General features: G+C 65.9%; 19 protein-coding genes. 11 read left to right on the top strand and 8 right to left on the bottom strand.

What is annotated here, in order from left to right; genetic code table 11:
• Window positions 1-8 precede the first annotated feature (8 nt).
• Entirely contained in the window at window positions 9-710 is a 702-nt protein-coding gene (locus AC10V3_RS28030; RefSeq protein ID WP_022538620.1) for a nitroreductase, read from the bottom strand.
• Between the two features lie 65 nt (window positions 711-775).
• Window positions 776-2188 (bottom strand): MmgE/PrpD family protein, encoded by a 1413-nt coding sequence (locus AC10V3_RS28025; RefSeq protein WP_022538619.1) that lies wholly within the window; start codon window positions 2186-2188, stop codon window positions 776-778.
• A gap of 318 nt (window positions 2189-2506) precedes the next feature.
• Here AC10V3_RS28025 and AC10V3_RS28020 point away from each other — a divergent pair, with 318 nt between their 5' ends.
• The 8 genes from AC10V3_RS28020 (at window position 2507) to AC10V3_RS27985 (ending at window position 10884) form a co-directional block, all read left to right on the top strand.
• Window positions 2507-3466, top strand: coding sequence for a LysR family transcriptional regulator (locus AC10V3_RS28020; RefSeq protein ID WP_022538618.1), 960 nt, complete (start codon window positions 2507-2509; stop codon window positions 3464-3466).
• 136 nt (window positions 3467-3602) lie between these two features.
• Window positions 3603-4073 (top strand): MaoC family dehydratase, encoded by a 471-nt coding sequence (locus tag AC10V3_RS28015; protein WP_022538617.1) that lies wholly within the window; start codon window positions 3603-3605, stop codon window positions 4071-4073.
• A gap of 228 nt (window positions 4074-4301) precedes the next feature.
• Window positions 4302-5192 carry an HpcH/HpaI aldolase/citrate lyase family protein gene (locus tag AC10V3_RS28010; RefSeq protein ID WP_041681781.1) on the top strand — a complete coding sequence of 297 codons (891 nt, stop codon included), beginning with the start codon at window positions 4302-4304 and terminating at the stop codon, window positions 5190-5192.
• Window positions 5193-5237: 45 nt separating this feature from the next.
• Complete coding sequence (locus tag AC10V3_RS28005; protein WP_022538615.1) at window positions 5238-5693, top strand: MaoC family dehydratase; 456 nt, start codon at window positions 5238-5240, stop codon at window positions 5691-5693.
• Between the two features lie 22 nt (window positions 5694-5715).
• Window positions 5716-6909, top strand: a complete 1194-nt coding sequence (locus AC10V3_RS28000; protein ID WP_490923771.1) for an acyl-CoA dehydrogenase family protein — start codon at window positions 5716-5718, stop codon at window positions 6907-6909.
• Window positions 6910-6980: 71 nt separating this feature from the next.
• The gene (locus tag AC10V3_RS27995) at window positions 6981-8225 is read left to right on the top strand and encodes a CaiB/BaiF CoA transferase family protein (RefSeq protein ID WP_490923769.1); all 1245 of its coding nucleotides are present in this window, start codon (window positions 6981-6983) and stop codon (window positions 8223-8225) included.
• A 213-nt stretch (window positions 8226-8438) separates the two neighbouring features.
• The gene (locus AC10V3_RS27990) at window positions 8439-9830 is read left to right on the top strand and encodes an IS4 family transposase (protein WP_490923767.1); all 1392 of its coding nucleotides are present in this window, start codon (window positions 8439-8441) and stop codon (window positions 9828-9830) included.
• A gap of 88 nt (window positions 9831-9918) precedes the next feature.
• Complete coding sequence (locus AC10V3_RS27985; RefSeq protein WP_454753109.1) at window positions 9919-10884, top strand: Bug family tripartite tricarboxylate transporter substrate binding protein; 966 nt, start codon at window positions 9919-9921, stop codon at window positions 10882-10884.
• Window positions 10885-10905: 21 nt separating this feature from the next.
• Here AC10V3_RS27985 and AC10V3_RS27980 read toward each other — a convergent pair whose 3' ends face one another.
• Window positions 10906-11553, bottom strand: a complete 648-nt coding sequence (locus tag AC10V3_RS27980) for a TetR/AcrR family transcriptional regulator (RefSeq protein ID WP_022538611.1) — start codon at window positions 11551-11553, stop codon at window positions 10906-10908.
• A 219-nt stretch (window positions 11554-11772) separates the two neighbouring features.
• Here AC10V3_RS27980 and AC10V3_RS27975 point away from each other — a divergent pair, with 219 nt between their 5' ends.
• Window positions 11773-12675: a LysR family transcriptional regulator gene (locus AC10V3_RS27975; protein ID WP_022538610.1), complete on the top strand. Its 903-nt coding sequence runs from the start codon at window positions 11773-11775 to the stop codon at window positions 12673-12675.
• A gap of 23 nt (window positions 12676-12698) precedes the next feature.
• On the opposite strand, the gene AC10V3_RS27970 is transcribed toward AC10V3_RS27975, so the two are convergent.
• The 5 genes from AC10V3_RS27970 to AC10V3_RS27950 all read right to left on the bottom strand — a co-directional run bounded on the left by AC10V3_RS27970 (window position 12699) and on the right by AC10V3_RS27950 (window position 19090).
• Complete coding sequence (locus AC10V3_RS27970) at window positions 12699-14231, bottom strand: class I adenylate-forming enzyme family protein (RefSeq protein WP_022538609.1); 1533 nt, start codon at window positions 14229-14231, stop codon at window positions 12699-12701.
• 161 nt (window positions 14232-14392) lie between these two features.
• Window positions 14393-15550: an acyl-CoA dehydrogenase family protein gene (locus AC10V3_RS27965; RefSeq protein WP_022538608.1), complete on the bottom strand. Its 1158-nt coding sequence runs from the start codon at window positions 15548-15550 to the stop codon at window positions 14393-14395.
• Window positions 15551-15589: 39 nt separating this feature from the next.
• Window positions 15590-16798 (bottom strand): acetyl-CoA C-acetyltransferase, encoded by a 1209-nt coding sequence (locus AC10V3_RS27960; protein WP_022538607.1) that lies wholly within the window; start codon window positions 16796-16798, stop codon window positions 15590-15592.
• 49 nt (window positions 16799-16847) lie between these two features.
• Window positions 16848-18149 (bottom strand): acetyl-CoA hydrolase/transferase family protein, encoded by a 1302-nt coding sequence (locus tag AC10V3_RS27955; protein ID WP_490923764.1) that lies wholly within the window; start codon window positions 18147-18149, stop codon window positions 16848-16850.
• A gap of 47 nt (window positions 18150-18196) precedes the next feature.
• Window positions 18197-19090, bottom strand: a complete 894-nt coding sequence (locus AC10V3_RS27950) for a MaoC/PaaZ C-terminal domain-containing protein (protein ID WP_490923762.1) — start codon at window positions 19088-19090, stop codon at window positions 18197-18199.
• Between the two features lie 298 nt (window positions 19091-19388).
• Between AC10V3_RS27950 and AC10V3_RS27945 the strand changes: the two genes are divergently transcribed.
• The gene (locus tag AC10V3_RS27945; RefSeq protein ID WP_349605934.1) at window positions 19389-19739 is read left to right on the top strand and encodes a helix-turn-helix domain-containing protein; all 351 of its coding nucleotides are present in this window, start codon (window positions 19389-19391) and stop codon (window positions 19737-19739) included.
• Window positions 19740-19811: 72 nt separating this feature from the next.
• Window positions 19812-20102, top strand: coding sequence for a hypothetical protein (locus tag AC10V3_RS27940; RefSeq protein ID WP_022538603.1), 291 nt, complete (start codon window positions 19812-19814; stop codon window positions 20100-20102).
• Window position 20103 lies beyond the last annotated feature (1 nt).

Below are 20103 nucleotides of genomic sequence, written 5' to 3'. Positions count from 1 at the left end.
GTCGGCCGTTACACCAGGCGCATGATCTCTTCGTCAGGCGCCCGGCTCGTCCGGAAGCTGTTCGCTGCGTGATCGGGATCTGCATAGCCAAACGAGATGGCACAGATCATCTTGCGGTCGTCGCCGATGCCGAAGTGCGAGCGGACGAACCCGGCGTGCCGTGCCAGTGCCGCCTGTGGCGTCGTGGCGACACCGTGCGCATGCGCAGCCAGCAGGAAGGAAGCGACAAAGCCGCCGCAATCCACCGCCCCGTATGGTCCGAGATCCGCAGCTGTGGTAACGATCGCCACGTGCGGCGCCCCGAACATCCTGAAGTTCTCGAAGCTCTGGCTGGCGCGGCGCTCGCGGTCGTGACGCTCGATCCCGAGCGCTTCATAGAGCCGGTATCCCGTTTCCTGCCTGCGCTGCGCGTGGACCCCGCGATATTCCTCAGGGAAGGGCAGGTCCGAGTCGACCTCGGGGGCATCGGCGGCGTGCTCGACCAGTGCGCTGCGAAACCGCTCCGTGGCCGCCACCGAGCCGATGACCAGGTGCCAGGGCTGCACGTTGCACCAGGAAGCGGTCTTCTTCGCAACGTTGACGATGCTTCGAATCACCGGCTCTGGCACAGGTTTGGCCAGGTATGCCCGGCATGTGAACCGATTCGACATCAACCGCTGGAGGGTGTCGACGTCGCTCCCGGACGGGATGCTGGCGGTGTCGTGCTGCATTGCTTGTCTCCTAACAATCGTGAAGCGGCCGCCCCGGCCCATCCGGACAGGGCGGCGGGTCTTGCCTAGTGCGTCAGGGCCATCAGGTCGGCGGCCTTGATGCGTGGATCCATCTGCCTGAGCGTGGCCAGGAGCGTCTGCGCCCGGTCTTCGCCAAGCACGCCGGAGGTCAGCTCCATGAACTTCGCGTCCTGCTCGCTTTCCGGCATCGGGTTCGCCAGTGAGCCGATCGGGTTTTCAACGAACACCTGCTCGGACGTGCCATCGCGGAACGCCACCGTCACATCGGCGACGAACTTGCCTGGGTAGCGCTGTTCGAGTTCCGGCGCTTCGGTGATGCCGATGCCGCGCGCGGCTTCCGCTACCGGGCCCATGTCGAGCTTGCCGTCCAGGTAGTCGCGGTGCACCTTGTAGCCATTGCCCAGGCCGAGCACGGCGAATGCCATCTGCGTTGGCAGGCTGAACTGGACGTGCTCGATGTTCTTCGGCTCGTAGGCGTTGGCATTGGCGGTACCGACGACCACGTTGAAGGCGGGCTGGATGCGGACCTGGATGTCGGCAATGTCGGCGCGGCGCGCGGCGAACGGGCGGATGGCGTCGATATACGCATGGGTGCAATAGCAGGCGCAGTACGCCTTGAGCCAGACCGTGCCGATCTCGAATGGCTGGTCGAGGCCGAAACGCGCCTCGGGGCGTTCGCCGGCGCCACGCTGCAGGAACGTACGGAAGAACCCCTTGTTGCCGCTCAGGAAGGAGCGAGGCCCCGTGATGCCAGCTTGCGCCATATCCGCGGAGACCATGCCGTTGCGCGTGCCGATGCCGGCGTGCACCCGCTTGACCGATCCGCCGGTAGAGGTGTACTCCGTAGTGCCAGCCGCATGGCTCAGCGCGATGGAGAGTGCGTGCAGGGTGGTCTCCGCATCGAACTTGCGCAGCTTGGCAACGACCGCCGCGGCACCGAAGCTGGACAGCACGGCGTGCGGGTGATAGCCGCGTTTGAGCAGGTCCGGCGCTGCCAGGACGCCGATCCGGGTGTAGACCTCGTAGCCGGCCACGATCGCGGTGATGACCTCTTCCAGGCTCGAGCCCAGTTCCTCGCCAAGCGCGAACGCCGCGGGGATCACGCAGCTGCCGGGATGACTGGCGCTGGCCCCGTGCGCATCGTCGTACTCGAAGCCATGCCCATAGGCCGCGTTGACGAATGCGGCGTCCGCGGCACTCATGGTGGCGGTGCTGGCGGCTACCCGGCTGCGGCCGGGGCGTTGCTGGGCGGTGGCGAACGACAGCACCTGGCGCGACCAGGGCATCTGTGATGTGCCGATCTGCAGGGCGAGCTGGTCGCGCATGAGGCGGCTGACCCCTGCATGCGCAGCAGCGTCTAGCTGATCGAACGTCAGGTCCTGGATGAGGCGAACCACGGCGTGCTCAAGGGGAGGGCAGTTGGTCGGCGTAATGGAATCGGGTTGGGTGGTAGTCACGGGAGTTTCCCCTGGCGAAGTGTTGGACGCGTCTGGCCCGCGCTCAATGGCGATGCGGTCTGGTTTGGTGAGCAGATTCCTCGTGAGCATCCGGCGTGTCAATCCGGGGCGCGATCCGGTTCCGTACATTGAGCGGGCGCCGCGGCCCGCTCGAGAGGCAGCCGCGACTCGCCGGACATCACGCTATACTCGCTTTGCGATTCGCAGCTCACGTAAACCGGCGCCCCCGACGTCAGGCATGCTCTCTACGCTGCAATGCAGCGAGGGCGCGACGCCTGGCCCGGGCGACAGACCGGTTCCCGGATTGGAGGAGACACAATGAGCACGCTGAGCGTGCATGGCCTGACCCGGCGGGTCGACCTGTTTACCCTGCGGCTGTTCCTGACCGTGGTGGAAGAGCGCCAGATCCGGCGCGCGGCCCTGCGCGAGAACATCGCCGCGTCCGCGGCGACCAAGCGCATCCAGGATCTCGAAGACATTGCCGGGGTGCAGCTCTTCGAGCGCAATCCCAATGGCGTGGTGCCGAGCGCGGCCGGCGAAGTCCTGGCGCGCCATTTGCGCCTGCTGTTCGAGAACCTGGAGGACATGCGCCGGGAGCTCGGCGAATTCTCCGAAGGCATTCGTGGCCATGTCACGGTGGGCACCACGGGCGCCGTCATCATCCAGTACCTGGCACGCGAGATTGGCGAGTTCTCACGTAACTTTCCGCTGGTCGAACTGGAGCTGAAACAGGACGCCAATACCAATCTCGTGCGCGCGGTGGTGGCGGGCGATGTCGACCTGGCCGTGTATATCGTCAGTCCGGATATCGACGATGAGCCACTGGACAGTCTCCCGTATCGCATCGACCGCCTCGTCGCGCTGGTCCCGCGTGGTCATCCGCTTGGGGAGCAGCCCGAGGTCGCATTCGCCGACCTGATCCGCGAGCCGTTCATTGCCATGCACCCGAACACCACGCTGATGTCCGACGTGAACCGCGCAGCGCGCGCGCTCGGCCAGGTCGTGCACCCAAGGTTCACGATCAATGGCCCGGAGGCCGCGCGCAGCCTGGTGGAGGCGGGTCTTGGCGTGACCATCCTGCCCGAATGCATGGTGCCGATCGAGGCCATGACACGCTCGACCGTGCTGCGGATTCCGGAGCCGTGGGCTACGCGCAGCGTGCGCATCGGCACGCGCAAGGGCAAGGCGATCACTTCGGCAACGCGCGCGTTGATCCGCCAGCTGACCGAGCAGCCTGAGCCGGCACCGTCCGAATCCAGCCCCACCGCAGGCGGTTGATCCAGATCGCCGATCGCGAATCGCCGCGTCGCGGAACATCACTTGGCGCGGCTTCTCGTTGCTGATTACCCTTGAGACGTGACGGGGCTTTGGCGTCCTACGGACGCGTAAGCCCCGCCTTTCAGGGGAACGCATCATGTCCGACGCTGTTACCGGCCGCTACTTCGAGCAGTTTGTCATCGGCGACGCCTGCCGGCATGCCATCCACAGGACAATCACCGAGGCCGATAACCTCCTGTTCAGCACGCTGACGTACAACACGGAGCCTTTGCACGTGGACCAGGCGTACGCCGAAGCCGCGCTGTACGGTACCCGCGCCGTCAACAGTATCTTCGTGCTGGGGCTGGTATCCGGCATCGCTGCAGCCGAACCGGCGCAGGGCCTGGTATCAGGGAACCTTGGATTCAGCGAGGTGCGGTTCACGCGGCCCGTCTTCATTGGCGACACCATCCACGCTGAGAGCGAGGTGGTGGACAAGCGCGACGACCCCACGCGCCCCGACGTCGGCATCATAGAACTGGAGCGTCGCGCCTATAACCAGCGAAACGAGGTAGTGGCCAAGTTTCGCAGTCTGCAGTGGTGGCCGAGGCGCCATCCCGCGGCCTGAGTGCCGGAGTGTTCCGCCATGCACGCGCAAGGAAATCCCGGCTGGTTCGCGCAATGCGAACCGGTGGTTCGCCAGTCACTACTTGAGTGCGACCGCCTGGACAACCTAGCATCTAGTCAATCCCGGGACATTGGCGGCCACTGCAAAAGCCGCCAGGTTCGCGGTCAAAAAATTTTCGATGTTTATCTAACGTTTGTAAGGCGTTTAAATCGTGACCAGGAGACGAGGATGAGTGTAAGTGCCATGAAGCCGATGCGATCCATGATGTTCGTGCCGGGCAACAAGCCAGACTGGATCGAAAAATCGGTAGCAGCCAGTGCGGATGCGCTGATCCTGGATCTGGAAGACAGCGTGCCGCACGACCTGAAGGTCGAGGCGCGCGGCATCGTGCGCTCCAGGCTGGCGTGGCTGGCGCAGCAGGGCCAGCGCCTGTTCGTGCGGATCAACCGCAGCCCGCACCTTTATGACTTCGAGGACATCGTCGCCGTGGTCGGGCCCCATGTGGAAGGCATCGTGATCTCGAAGCCCATCGGGCCGGAGGATGTCGACTGCGTGTCGATGATGCTGTCGGAGGCGGAATACCGCAACGGCGTGGCACTGGGTTCGACCCGTGTCATTCCGCTGCTGGAAACCGCGCGTGCGCTGGAGCTGGCCTATGAGATCGCCAAACGCGACCGCGTCGGCGCCATCTGCGGCTGCACCGCCAGGAACGCGGATGTGGCGCGTGCGCTGGGCTATGTCTGGACCCCGGACGGCCGCGAAACGCTGTACCTGAAGTCGCGTGCGGTGATGGCGGCGCGCGCCGCCGGCAAGCTGCCCATTGGCGGCGTGTGGCAGCAGGTGCGCGACCTGGACGGCCTGAGGAAGTCGTCGCTGCTGGACCGCAACCTGGGCATGAGCGGCGAGCTGGTGCTGCATCCGTCCAATGTCGCCACCGCTAACGAGGTCTACAGCCCGTCGCCGGAAGAGGTGGCCTACTACGAAGGCATGATCGCCGCGCTGGAGCAGGCGCAGGCCAACGGGCGTGCCTCAACCATCTACGACGGCGAGCACATCGACATCGCCCACGTCAAGACGGCGCAGGACATTCTTGCGCTCGCCAAATCCTTTAGCGCGTGAACCAGCGCTTGCATTCACACCTGATTTCCCCAAGGAGACAAGAACATGGCCGGACTTTATTTCGAAGATTGCCGTGAGGGCCTGGTGGTCGAACACGCGATCCGCCGCACCGTCACTGAGACCGACAACGTGCTGTTCTCGGCGCTGACGTACAACTGCGCGCCGCTGCATATCGATGCCGAGTACTGCAAGGACTCGATCTATGGCCAGCGGCTGGTCAACAGCATGTTCCTGCTGGCACTGGTGGCGGGTGTCACGGTCTACGAGACCACGCTGGGCACCACGCTGGGCAACCTGGGCTTCCAGGAAATCAAGTTCCCCAAGCCGACCTTCCATGGCGACACCATCCGCGTGCGTACCGAGATCGTCAACGCGCGCCTGTCCAAGAGCCGCAACGACTCCGGCATCGTGACCTTCCGCCACGTCGGCATCAACCAGCGCGACGAGGAAGTCTGCGTGGCCGTGCGCACCGGCCTGATGAAGCTGCGCCCGCAGCAGTAAGACACGAATCCGGAGAACGAAGATGGCAGAGATTCTTTCCGCATCCTACGCCGCGCAGCGCCAGCGCGAACAGGAACTGGGCGAGGTCCGCGAAGCGGCCCGCACGCTGGCGAACAAGTTCCCGCTGTCCTACTGGCGTGAGTGCGACAAGGAAGAGAAGTACCCGTGGGAGTTCGTCAAGGCCTTCGCCGCCGCCGGCTGGATGGGCATCATGATGCCGGAGGAGTATGGCGGCATGGGCCTGGGCGTGACCGAGGCCGCGGTGATGCTGCAGGAGATCGGCGCCTCGGGCGCCGGCATGAGCGGCGCCTCCGCGATCCACTTCTACGTCTTCCCGCCGGCGCCGATCCTGCGCCACGGCTCGGAGGAGATGAAGAAGCGCTATCTGCCCGCGCTGGCGCGCGGCGAGATCCTGATGGCCTTCGGCGTGACCGAACCCACCTCGGGCGTCGACACCTCGCGCATCCGCACCCGTGCCGAGAAGAAGGGCGATCGCTGGGTCATCAACGGCCAGAAGGTCTGGAGCACCAACGCGCAGAACGCCAACAAGTACCTGATCCTGGCGCGCACCTCGCCGCGCGACGAGGCGCGTCCGCTGGACGGCATGACGCTGTTCTTTGCCGACATGGACCGCAAGCACTGCGACGTGCGCGTGATCGACAAGCTGGGCCGTGCCGCGGTGGACTCCAACGAGGTGTTTATCGACGGCCTGGAAGTGCCCGAGGAAAACGTCGTCGGCGAAGTGGGACGCGGCTTCCACTATCTGCTCGACGGCCTGAACCCGGAGCGTGTGGTGGTGGCGATGGAGGGCATCGGCATCGGGCGTGCGGCGCTGGACCTGGCGGTCGACTACGCCAACTCCCGCGTCATTTTCGACCGCCCGATCGGCAAGAACCAGGCCGTGGCCCACCCGCTGGCCGAGTGCTGGATGCGGCTGGCCGCCGCCGAAGCGGTGGCCCTGCGCGCCGCCACGCTGTACGACAACCACCAGTCCTGCGGCGCCGAGGCCAACACCGCCAAGTTCCTGGGTGCCGAAGCCGGCTTCCTGGCCTGCGACCAGGCGATGCAGACCCACGGCGGCTACGCCTATGCCAAGGAGTACCACATCGAGCGCCTGTGGCGCGAAGTGCGGCTGCTGCGCCTGGCGCCGATTTCGCAGGAGATGGTCTGCAACCATATTTCCAACAAGGTGCTCGGTCTGCCGAAGTCGTACTGAAGCCCCTGGCAGGCGGTTTGGAACAACGGCCCGGCCGCAGGACGGCCGGGCCGACAAGAAAGGAGACTGCAGTGGCAGCACATCAATCGCGGCCGCTCGAGGGCATCCGGGTACTGGACCTGACAGTGGCGCTTGCCGGGCCCTATGGCTCGCTGATGCTTGGCGGAATGGGCGCGGAGGTGATCCGCGTGGAAGCGCCCGGCGGCGGGGACATCGCACGGACCAACCCGCCGTTCGTGGGCAGCCATGGCATCCACTTTGGCCAGCGTGAAGACGACGAGGTATCGCTGACGGTGCTGAACCGGGCCCGCAACAAGAAGAGCATCACGCTGGACCTGAAGTCCGAACAGGGCCGCGAGCTGTTCATGCGGCTGGCGGAGGAATGCGACGTGGTGCTGGAGAACTTCAGCGAGGGCACCACCGCCAAGCTTGGTATCGACTACGAGCAGGTCAGGCGGCGGAACCCGCGCATCGTCTATGCGTCGATCAAGGCAATGGGCGAACCCAGTGCTTTCCCCGGCCTCAAGGGCATGGACATCATCGTCCAGGCGCTCAGCGGCCTGATGGAAGTGACCGGCTACGCCGACGGCCCGCCGACGCGCTGCGGCCTGCCGATCGCGGACCTGGTGGCACCGATGTACACCGTCAATGGCATCCTGGCCGCACTGATCCACCGCGGCCGCACCGGCGAGGGGCAGCGCGTGCAGGTGTCGATGCTGGATTGCCTGGCGTCGTGGGTGGCAGAAGAGCACTTTGACGTCATGGGGCGGGAAGGCTATCCGTCGCGCACCGGCAACTACCACGACCGGCTGGCCCCGTTCGGGGTGTACCCGACGCAGGACGGGCATGTGGCGATCGTTGCGTTCCAGCCGGACCGGATGCGCGGGCTGCTGGAGTCGATCGGCCAGCCCGAGTTGCTCGACGACCCGCGCTTCAGCAGCCGCGGGCCGCGCATGCGCAATGCCTCGGTGCTGAACGAGGCGATCGCAGGCTGGACCAGCCAACGCAGCACTGCCGATGTGGTGGCCGAGCTGCTCGACAAGCGCGGCGTACCCTGCGCGCCGGTGCGCAAGCCCAACGAGGTGCTGCACGACCGCCGCCTGCATGACAGCGGCGCGTTGATGAACCTGGCCCACCCCCAGTTCGGCCCGGTGGATGCCGTGGGCATGGGCCTGCCGATCCGGTTCTCGGCCACGCCCTCGCAGTTTGACAAGCCTGCGATGGCGCTGGGCGGTGCGAATGAAGAGATCTATGGGGGCTTGCTCAAGCTCAGCCGGGAAGAGATTGCCGTGTTGCGAGAAGAGGGGGTAGTCTAGCGGCCGCCCAACGGCAGCTTGTTTGCTCCCATTTATGGGAGAGGGGCCGGGGGAGAGGGCAGGCGTGTCTGGACGCGACGCGCCGCGCTTCGTGGAAGCTCCTGCCATCTCCCCCAACCCCTCTCCCGCAAGCGCTTGCCTTTACCCACATCTCGATAGGAAAGGTTGTAAACCGGATTGGACGGTGTTAACTTCGGGTGAAGTTGACAATCAGTGGTGGCAATTTTGCCTGATACGGAAGATCTGGAAGACTGGGCCAGCGACGAATTCGGTGGCGCTCAATTGGGCGATGCACGTCGCACGCAGCGCCTTGTGGCATTGGCGCGCGGACTGGCGCAAAAAGCCCATGTTTCGTTCCCGCAGGCCTTGAGTGGTGCCCAACTCAAGGCAGCATATCGCTTCTTTGATAATGAGGCGGTTGACCCGGACGGAATACTGGCGAGCCACGTCACTCAAACCGTGGGTCGCATGCAGCAGGTGCCTGTCGTATTGGCGGTGCAGGACACCACGGAATTCAATCTGGCAAATTTGCCCGCGACTGAGGGACTTGGTCACGGCACGGGCGGCAATTTGCACGGATTCATGTTGCACAGCGTGCTGGCGGTGACGCCTGAGGGCCTGCCACTGGGCGTGTTGAGCATGAAGACGTGGGTGCGTGCGCCGCAAGCATCGGGCAAGGCCAGGCAGCGCCGGGCGCTGTCCATTCGCGAGAAGGAAAGCGTGAAGTGGCTGGAGGGGCTGGAATGCCTTGAGCCGCTCAAGATGCAGTGTCCGGACACGCACCTTGTTGCCGTCAGCGATCGCGAGGGCGATGTGTATGACGTGTTCCTGGCGCCGCGCCCAGCGGGGGTGGACTGGTTGGTGCGGGCCGCCTGGAATCGGGGCGTGGACCACCCAGAGAAGTATCTGTGGGAGACGGTTGCCGCGGCTCCTGTACTTGGGGAGACCGTACTGCACGTGCCCAGGTCCGGCGCCAGGCAGGCACGTAGTGCCCGACTGGCTTTGCGCTGTGTGCCGATCCAACTGCGAGCGCCGCGCAGCCGCGGTGCAGAGGGGCTACCGAGTCTCGAAGTGTTTGCCATTCACGCGCTGGAAATCGAGCCGCCCGAAGGCGTTGAGCCGCTCGAATGGATGTTGCTCAGTTCGATGCCCACCCAAACGCTGGAAGATGTGCTCGAACGGCTGAGCTGGTACGCCCGTCGCTGGACCATTGAATCCTGGCATCGTGTCCTGAAAAGTGGCTGCCAGATCGAAGCCCGGCAGTTCGGGACGCTGGAGCGGTTCCTGCGGGCCACGGCGCTGTTCGCCGTAATCGGCTGGCGCATTTTGTACGCGACTATGCTGGGCCGACTCGAAGCCGATATCCCTTGCTCGGTGCTACTGCAATCGCTCGAATGGCAGGCCTTGTACTGCCGCACGCACGGCACAACCAAGCCACCGGAGCAGGCACCCAAACTCAGCGAAGCGGTCCTTTGGATCGCCAAGCTCGGCGGCTACCTGGGTCGCAAAAACGACGATCCCCCCGGTGCTACTGTCCTCTGGCGCGGCTTCCTCGTTTTGCACGAAATCACCGAAATGTATCGGATCTTCCAGAAAAACGAGTAAGCCGCCGGAAGTTGTGGGTAAAGGCAAGCGCAAGCGGGAGAGGGGAGAAAACCGCCGGCCGATCCCGGAACATAAGGAGACAAGAACCATGATGTCACGCCGTACCTGCCTGCAGCTCTTCCCGGCGCTGGCCACGCTACCGCTTACGGCGCTTGCGCAGTCTTACCCAGCGCGCCCGGTCCGCATCATCGTGCCGCTCAGTCCCGGTTCGGGTACGGACGTTGTTGCGCGCTACATGAGCAGCGAGCTGTCCAAGGCGATGGGCGGCTCGTTCGTCGTCGAGAACCGTGCCGGCGCAAGCGGGATCATCGGCACGGACTTTGTCGCCAAGGCGCCCGCCGACGGCTACACCATCCTGTTCAATTACGCCGCCCACTACTCGAACCAGTTCGTCGACAAGACGCCGTACGACGCCGTCAGTGACTTCGAGCCGATCGCGCGCCTGGCGACCTCGGCGATGGTGCTGGTCACGGCCGCCAATTCGCCGCTACGCACGGTGCAGGACCTGATCGCCGCCGCCAGGCGCAAGCCGGGCGGGCTGACCTATGGTTCGCCAGGCAACGGCACCACGCCGCACATGGCGGCGGCCCTGATGAGCAACATGGCCGGCATCCAGATGACGCACGTTCCCTACAAGGCGCCGGCGCAGGTCGTGGTCGATGTGGCGGGAGGGCAGCTGGATGCCGGCTTCGGCGGCGTGGCGACATCGCTGCCGCTGGTCAAGGCAGGGCGCCTGCGGGTGCTCGCGGTCACCAGCCTGCGCCGGTCGAGCTATTTTCCGGACGCGCCCTCACTGGATGAGGCTGGCCTGAAAGGCTATGAGCTGGAAACGCCGATCTGGGCGTTTGCCCGGCACGGTACGCCGCAGTCCATCGTCACGGCTTTGTCCGGCGCCATGACCAGGGCTGCCGCCACGCCCGCCTTCAAGGCGTTCTGTACCAGCCAGGGACTTGAGGTTGACATCCAGCCCGCCGCGAAAGCCCGCGCCAATGCGCCGGCCGAACTCGAGCGCTGGAAGAAGCTCGTGGCGTTGTCCCAGGTGAAGGCGGGATGACGCGCCACTGTAGCGGCCGGCTTACGAAGCCACGGCCTGCGCCCGCCGCGCTGGCTTGCGCACTTCCCTGGGCCGGACGCCTTCAAACAGGATCGTGCACAGTTCGTCGATCACCTTCTCGGGCGAACCCTTCTTCGGGTTGAACCAGGTTTGCACCGAGGTAATCGTGCTCAGGATGAAGACCCGGCACAGGGCGATGTCGATGTCCTCGCGCAGGCGGCCTTCGGCGCGCAGGTCTTCCAGCATGCCGTTCCAGAAATCCTGATGCTGGGCCCGCCGCTTGATCTGCCGCTCGCGCACCTTGTCCGGCAACTCGGCGAGCTGGCGCCCGTGCGCCAGGGTGTAGTCGCCATACTTGATCATCGCGCCGATGAGGCCGAGCAGGCCGGCGCGGAAGCGCTGTTCGGCGTCGGCGCCTGGCGTGAGCGCCGCGATGCGCGCCCGCGTGTGCGCAAAGATGCTTTGGGCCCCGTGCTCCATCACCGCTTCCAGCAACTCTTCCTTCGAGGAGAAGTGGTAATAGATGCTGGCCGCTTCGATGCCGGCCTGGTCGGCAATCCCGCGCATGGTCGTGGCGGCATAGCCTTGCGTGCCAAAGGCGCGTGCCGCGAGGCGCAGCAGCTTCTCGCGGGTGTCCACAGGGGTGGCATTGACCTGGCGTTTTGTCATGGTAGGTGAGGGCCTGGAAGCGGCGTATGCGCCGTGGGGTTATTCCCCATGGAAGTTACTCCATCGGGCGTCCAAAATCTACCTAACGTTTGTGAGAGGACGCCCGCAATGGCTGGCCGGGCCCCGGTCCGCCTCGAAGGAGGGCGGAAATTCACGCCGGGCGGGTCCGGAAATCGCTGCTTTGGGAGATAATCCGGTACGACGCTTGGGAAGGATGTGATGCGCTTTGATCTGGTCGATCTGAAACTGTTCACCCATATCGCGGAGGCCCAGAGCCTGACCGGCGGTGCACAACGCTCTCACCTGTCCCTGGCCGCGGCCAGTACCCGCATCAAGAACCTGGAGGAACACGTTGGCGTCAAGCTGCTGAGCCGCAGCAGCCAGGGCGTGAAAGTGACCGGAGCGGGGGAGACACTGCTGGCCCACGCGCGCCGCGTACTCCGCCAGCTGGAGCAGTTGAGCGGCGATCTGCAGGAATACGTGTCGGGCGTGAAGGGCCATGTGCGCGTCTTCGCCAACACGACGGCGATGAGCGAGTTCCTGCCTGCCGTGCTGCGCACCTACCTCGTCAACCATCCGGACGTGACCATCGACATGCACGAACGGCTGAGCCCGGACATCGTGCGCGCGGTCCAGGAGGGGATGGTGGACATCGGCATCATTGCCGGCAACGTGCGTACCGAAGGGCTGGAGGTCATGCCATACCGGCGCGACCGCTTGGTGCTTGCCGTCGCGCTGAGCCACCCGCTGGCCGAGCACAGCAGCGTGGATTTCATTGATACGCTGGACTACGACTTCATCGGCCTGCCAGAGGCGAGCGCGATCCACAATTTCCTCAAGCGGGCCGCCGCGGACTTGCAGCGTGAGCTGCGCTGGCGCGTCCAGGTCAGCAACTTCGAGACCGCCTGCCGGATGATCGAGGCGAATGTCGGCATCGGCGTGCTGCCGGAGAGCACCGCCGCCCGGCACGCGGTTACTATGGCGCTGCGGATCATCCAGCTCAACGACGAGTGGGCCGAGCGCAAGCTGCAAATATGCGTCGCGGACCTCGGCGCATTGCCGCTGTTTGCGCGCAAGCTGGTGGACCTGCTGGTGGAGGATGGCCTCGGGCGCCAGGACTGAAGGCGCCCCAGATACCTATCCTGCTATTTCTGCTCGGCGACCATCTGCCTGAGCTGGTGCTTGAGCAGCTTGCCGCTGGCCGTCGTCGGGATCGTGGCCACGCGCAGGATTTTCTCCGGGCGCTTGTATGGCGACAGGCGCTCGACCAGGTAGGCGTGCAGCGCCGAGGCATCGAACTTCTCTCCGTCCCTGATCTCGACGAAGGCGATCACTTCCTCGTTGCCGTCCGCGGTGGGCTGTCCGACCACGGCCGACAGGCGCACGGACGGATGCGTGTTGATGACCGATTCGACCTCGATCGGATAGACGTTGAAGCCGGAGCGGATGATCAGGTCCTTGGTGCGGCCGACGATGAACAAGGCGCCGTCCTGGCCGAGCCGGCCAATGTCGCCGGTGTTGAGCCAGCCTCCGGGGCGCAAGGCTTCGGCGCTCAGTGCCGGCGCGCGGTAGTAGCCGCGCATGACACCTGGCCCTCTTACCCATAGCTCGCCCGGCTCGCCCTCCGGCACCGGCTTGCCGGCCGGCCCGACCACCTGCAGTTCGGCGCCCTCGACGATCTCGCCCGCCGCGCAATCGGTGCGCGGCCGGTCCATACGCGTCACGAACAGTGAGCCCGCGTACTCGGTCATGCCGTAGCCATGGTGCAGCGGCTGGCCGAACAGCGCCTCGACCTCGCGCTTGAGCGTCGGATCGAGCGGGCCGCCACCTGTGTAGAGATAGCGCAGCCTGGGCGACGGCTCCAGTGGCATGCCGCTCGCCCGCACGTACGCGACGATGCGGTTGAACATCGTCGGCACGCCCTGCAGCAGCGTAATCGCGCCCTGCCGGATCGCTGCGCTAACATCCGCCGCATTGAAACGCGCGCTCAGGTACAGGCTCGCACCGGCCTGGAACGTCGAAACCAGCAGCGTCCCCAGCCCGAAGACGTGCGACATGGGCATGACCGCATAGGCGCAATCGTCGGCCTGCATGCGGCGGGAGTCCACCGTGACGCGCGCAAAGTGCAGCAAACCCCGATGCGTGACCATCACGCCCTTGGGCTGTGCCGTCGTGCCGGACGTGTAGATCAGCGCGGCGACCTCGCGCGCGAGCGCTTCAGGTTCGCGCTCGCTGGTCTCGTCGACGGCGCCGGCCATCAGCGGGCCGAGCCCGGCGGGCGCAATCTCCCGTGCCCGATAACGCACGCCGTGCCGCAGTGCATCCGGCGACGCAGCGTGGGTGAACAGCATCAGGCGCGGCAGGCAGTGCGCCCGGATCACCTCGATTTCCCGTTCCGAAAGGCGGGCGTTGACGACGACCGGCCACGCCTCCAGTTCCGACAGCGCGAACACCAGCGTGATCACCGCCAGGCAGTTCTCGGACACGATCAGCACCCGGTCGCCGGTGCCGACGCCCTGCGCTTGCAGGTAATCCTGCGCATCCTCGATGCGTGCCCAAAGCTGCGAAAAGGTGACGGTGCGGCCATCCTCGAAGACGGCCACATGGTCGGGCGTCTCCGTGGCCCAGTGGCGTGGGATGTCGCTGATCCGTTGGGTGGTGTCTCGGTCCGGGGGCATCTCGCGGAAATCCTTGTGCGGGGTAAAAAGCCGTTCGGCAAGGCGGACGCAAGCCGAACGACGCCAGTGTATGTGCGCCGGAAGTGAGGTGCAATCCCGGCGCTACACCACGCGCCTGACGCGCAAGGCTTCCGGTTGCTGCGGGCTGACCACGGCGACCATCAGGCGCCGCGCGCCTCGCGGATCATGTTGCGGGCAATGATGACCTGCTGGATCTGCGTGGTGCCCTCGTAAAGGCGGAACAGGCGCACGTCGCGGTAGAAGCGCTCGATGCCGAATTCGGAGATGTAGCCGGAACCGCCGAGGATCTGCACCGCGCGATCCGCCACGCGGCCCACCATCTCCGTGGCGAACATCTTGCAGCACGAGGCCTCGGTGGAGACGTTCTTGCCCTCGTCGCGACGGCGCGCGGCGTCGATCACCATGCATTCGGCCGCATAGAGCTCGGCCTGGCTGTCGGCCAGCATGGCCTGGATGAGCTGGAATTCGCAGATCGGCTGGCCGAACTGCTGCCGCTCCATCGCATAGTTCAGCGCGTCGCGCAGGACGCGCTTCGCCACGCCGACGCTGACGGCCGCGATATGCAACCGGCCCTTGTCGAGCACTTTCATCGCGGTCTTGAAGCCCTGGCCTTCCTTCAGGCCGATCAGGTTGGCGGCCGGCACGCGCACGTTCTCGAAGATCACGTCGCAGGTGTGGGCGCCTTTCTGTCCCATCTTGACGTCGCGTTTGCCGAAGCTGATGCCCAGCGTCTTCGCGTCGACGATAAACGCCGACACCCCGGCCGAACCCTTGATGTCAGGATTCGTCCGCGCCATCAGCGTGAACATGCCGGCCTGCGGCGCGTTGGTGATAAAGCGCTTGGTGCCGTTGACCACGTAGTGGTCGCCATCCCTGATCGCCGTGGTGCGCAGCGAGCCGGCGTCCGAGCCGGCGTCCGGTTCGGTCAGCGCAAACGATGCCAGGATCTCGCCGGTGGCCAGGCGCGGCAGCCAGGCGGCCTGCTGTTCCGGTGTCCCATCCATCAGGATGCCTTGCGAGCCGATGCCCACGGTCGTGCCCAGCAGCGAGCGGAAGGCCGGCGAGGTCTGGCACAGCTCCATGACCACGCGCACTTCCTCTTCCATGGTCAGTTCCAGGCCGCCAAAGCGCTCGGGAATGGTCATGCCGAACAGGCCCATCTCGCGCATGTCCTGCACGATGTCCTGCGGGATTTCGTCGGTCTCGGCGACGAGCGCCTCGGCGGGCACCAGGCGCTCGCGCACAAAGCGGCGCACGCTGTCGAGCAAGGCTTCCAGGGTTTCGTTATCGCGGATCATCTCAGTCTTCCCAAATGACGGGCCGGTGTGCTGGCTCGCTCAGCAGCGCTCAAAGACAGCGGCGATGCCCTGGCCGCCGCCGATGCACATGGTTTCCAGGCCATAGCGGCCGCCACGGCGCTGCAGTTCGTGCAGCAGCGTGGCCAGGATGCGCACGCCCGTGGCGCCGATCGGGTGGCCCAGCGAGATGCCCGAGCCGTTCACGTTGAGCTTGTGCTCGATTGCATCCTGGTCATTCCAATCCCAGCCCTTGAGCACGGCCAGCACCTGGCAGGCAAAGGCTTCGTTCAGTTCCACCAGGTCCATCTGGTCGAGCGTCAGGTTCAGGCGCGCCAGCAGCTTCTTCACCGCGGGCACCGGGCCGATGCCCATGTGCGATGGCTCGCAGCCGGCGGCGGCCCAGCCCACCAGCGTGGCCATAGGGGTGAGGCCCAGTTCGGCCAGCTTGTCCTCGGCCACGATCAGGCAGGCGGCCGAGGCGTCGTTCTGCTGGCTGGCGTTGCCGGCGGTGACGGTGCCGTTGGGCATCAGCGCGCGCAGCTTGCCAAGGCTTTCGCGCGAAGTATCGGCGCGGAAACCTTCGTCGCGCGCGAACTGCAGCGGATCGCCCTTGCGCTGGGGCACCTGCACGGGCACCACCTCGGCATCGAAGCGGCCGGCCTCCCAGGCGGCCGCGGCGCGCGCGTGGCTGCGCACGGCGAAGGCGTCGGCCTGCTCGCGGGTAATGCCGTAGTCGCGCGCCAGGTTCTCGGCCGTTTCGATCATCCCGGAGATCTTGCCAAAGCGCTCGACCGGCTGGGAACGTTCGCGGCCGCGGTCAAGGCGGTCGTAGAAACGCACATTGCCCGAGCGCGCGCCCCAACGCATGTCGGTGGTGTAGTACTCGATGTTGCTCATGCTCTCGACGCCGCCTGCGATGACCACATCGGCAGCGCCGCTTTGCACCATCATCGAGGCCGTGACGATGGCCTGCAGGCCGCCGCCGCAGCGGCGGTCCAGCTGCATGCCCGGCACTTCCACAGGCAGGCCGGCCTGCAGCGCGGCCCAGCGGCCCACGCAGGGTGTTTCGCTGTTGGCGTAGGACTGGGCAAAGACCACGTCATCGATGCGCGCGGGGTCGATGCCGCTGCGCTGCACGACGGCGCGTACTGCGGTGGCGGCCAGTTCCTCGACAGGCACGGGGCGCAGGCTGCCGCCGAAGGTGCCGACGGGGGTGCGAAGGGGGGTGACGATGGCGGCTCGGCGCATGGAAGTCTCCTTGGAAATCTGTCTTGGGTAGGCGACGAAGGGCAATTGGTCAATGCGTGCCCGGAAGGGCAACAAAAGCGGCGCCGCACTGGCGCAGCAAGGCGTGGGCCTGGCGCTCCAGGTCCTCGCGGTGTCCGGGGGCGGCGATGTCCAGCATGCGGCGCACGCGCTGCGACAGCGTCTGGCCGCGCAGATCGGCCACGCCGTGCTCGGTGACGATCAGGCCCGCGTCGCTACGGGGCGTGCTCACCGGCCCGGACAACTGCGCGACGATGCGGCTCGCACCCTTGGCGGTCGCCGGCAGGGCGACGATGGGCAAGCCCCCGCGGCTGCGCGCCGCGCCGCGCAGGAAGTCCACTGCACCGCCCACGGCGCCGACATAGACCCCAGCGGCGACTTCGGCGTTTACCTGGCCGGTGAGGTCGACCTCGATGGCGGAGTTGATGGCGGTCAGCTTGTCGATGCTGGCGAGCACCTCGGGGTGATGGGTATAGCTTGTCTCGCGCAACTGCAGCCGCGGATTGCGGTGCGCCCAGCGCCGCAGCCGTTCGCTGCCCATCAGGATGCCGGCGATGCCGACGCCGGCATCGATGCTCTTGCGCGCGTTGGTCAGCACGCCCGCTTCAGCCAATGCCGCAATGCCGTCGCCGACCGCGCCACTGTGCAGCCCCAGGTCGCGGCGGTCATGCAGCGCCGCCACCACGGCCTCCGGGAGGTTGCCGATGCCCATCTGCAAGGTGGCGCCGTCCTCCACCCAGCCGGCAATGTGGCTAGCGATGGCCTGTTCGGCCGGGCCGGGAGCGCTACGGTCAAGGCTGATCGGGGCGTGCAGCGCTTCGACCTGCAGGTCGATATCGTCCGCGGTGAGGTAGCGGCTGCCGTGGGTCCATGGCACCTCCGGGTTCACTTCGGCGATGACGACGCGGGCCCGGTCGAGTGCAGCGGGGATGTATTCATGCACCAGGCCCAGGCTGTGGCGCCCCTGTTCGTCGGGGGGCGACACCTGCACCAGCACCACGTCCGCGCGCAGCGTGCCCTGCCGAATCAGCCCGGGCAGGTGCGAATAGTGGCTGGGCACGATGTCCAGCACGCCGGCCTTGGCCAGCAGCCGGTGCGGGCCGCTGGCGGCGTAGCCGAAGAAGTCGAGCACGTCGGCCTGGTCCGGCTGCAATGTCTCCGACTGGCCGATGCCGACAAAGACACTGAGGCGCCCGCCTTGCGCGATCGCATGCCGGTGTTCGACCAGCGCGCGCGTCAGCGTCAGCGGCTCCGCGGTCGCCTGTCCCCACCAGACGTGGTCCCCGGGGCGGATCAGGGCTTGCAGCTGTGAGGCCAGGGTGTGCGTGTCCACGTTACAGGAGATCATCAGGCAGGAGTCAGTCGGCAATCGGGCGCGTTTCAGGCAATCTCGGCCCAACCGTGGCTAAGCACGACCTTGTCGCGCTCCAGCACCCTGGCGCGCAACTGGTAGTGGGACGGGTTCTCCGGCATGCGCCAGATTTCCGTGACCAGGGTTTCGCCGGGAAACACGGGGGCGGCAAAGCGGATGTCCAGCGCGCGCAGCCTGGCCGGGTCGTAACCCGCGCATTGGCGCACCAGTGCGTGCGCCACCAGGCCGTAGCTCGCCAGCCCGTGCAGGATGGGGCGCTCGAACCCCGCCGCCTTCGCCACCGCCGGGTCAGCGTGGAGCGGGTTGAAGTCGCCCATCAGGCGATACAGCAACGCGGCCTCGGGGCGGATCGCCTGGGTGTCGGTGAAGTCGGGCGCACGGTCCTCCGGCGTCGGGCGCAACGCCGGCAGCGGCGCATCGCTGGGCTGGCCGCCATCCAGCTGGCTGTAGCCGCCGTCGCCGCGCAGGAACGACACCTGCTGCACCGTCGCCAGCAGTTCGCCCTGCACGGTTTCCAGGCGTCGCTCGGTGACCATGATGGCGCCTTTGCCTTCGCCCTTGTCGGTCAGGTGGGTGATGCGATTGTGGCCGACGATCTCCGCACTGGCCGGCAGTGGACGGTGCAGGCGCATGCGCTGTTCGCCATGCAGCAGCTTGACCCAGTCGATGCCGGTGTCTGCCTCGCGTGCCCAGAAGCCCGGGTAACCCAGCACTACCGCTTGCGAAGGCAGGGTGCGCAGCCCCCCGGCAGCGCCTTCGAAGACAAAGGGCAGGGCAGCCGCGTCCAGCGGATCGGCGCCCAGCCCCAGGCTGAGCGCGTACAGCATGGTGTCGCGCTCGGTGTAGCACTGGCGAACGGGGGCGAACGGACGTTGCTTCAGATGGTGGTAGCTGACTGCCATGTCGTTGTTCCTATGTCCTCATCAGGAAATTGTGCAAAGCATGTCGCCAAAGCGGGTTTTGCGCTATTTGACAATGCCAATGGTCGACTTTGGCGATTGCGAAAACGGGGCTTTGGCGAGAAGGAAGGCGCGCTGTCAAAGGGTTGATTGCCGAAGTAACTGCCGGGGGAGAGGGCAGGCGGTGCGGGGACCACGCTGGCATCAACTGACCCAGTCGCAAGGAGACAGATGATGCAGCCCTACAGTGGTTCCGGCGTCGGTGTGCCGGACACCCTACGCCCACATCCAGGATGCGCGCGTGCGCCAGGCCGCCCATTTCATCGAGCAGCGCATCGACAATCCGCCCTCGCTCGATGCCATTGCGCGCTATGTCGGCCTGGGACGCCGTCAGCTCGAGCGCGCCTTCCATGAAGCCCTGAGCATGTCGCCGATGAGCTTCCAGCGCTCGCTGCGACTCGAATACGGCAGCTGGCTTCTACAAAATGGGCACAGCAATATCACCCAGATCGCGCTGGATTGCGGATTTTCCGACGGCGCGCATTTCTCGCGCGATTTCCGCACGCGCTTCGGCATGACGCCGCGCGAATTCCAGCGCCAGTGGCGTTCGGCGGCCCAGCCATCGTCATCGTGCACTTCTCCCGCATCGTAACTAGACTGGTGCCATCACACCTTCTCTGCGCGACTGCGCGAAATCCGGGGCCATTCATTGGAGGGACGGATCATGCACTCTGTTATCAGAGCCTATTCTGGAAGCGGCGCCAGGGAGCTGTTCGATCTGCTCGAAAAGCGGACATCGGAAATTGAATCCCTGATGCGTTCGGTCCAGGGTTTTGTCAGCTACACGCTTGCGCGGACCGCCGATGGCGGCTTTTCTGTCACGACCTGCAATGACAAGGCGGGCGTGGATGAGAGCGTCAAGATGGCGAAGGACTGGATCGCCGCGAACGCTGCCGGCACCGGCGCGAGCGCGCCGACGATTTCCGAGGGGACCGTCATCCTGCATGCGAAATAGC

Source organism: Cupriavidus sp. PB-02 (assembly GCF_058252315.1).
Note: the sequence above shows the minus strand (reverse complement) of the source record. Positions and strands in the feature narration are given on the sequence as shown.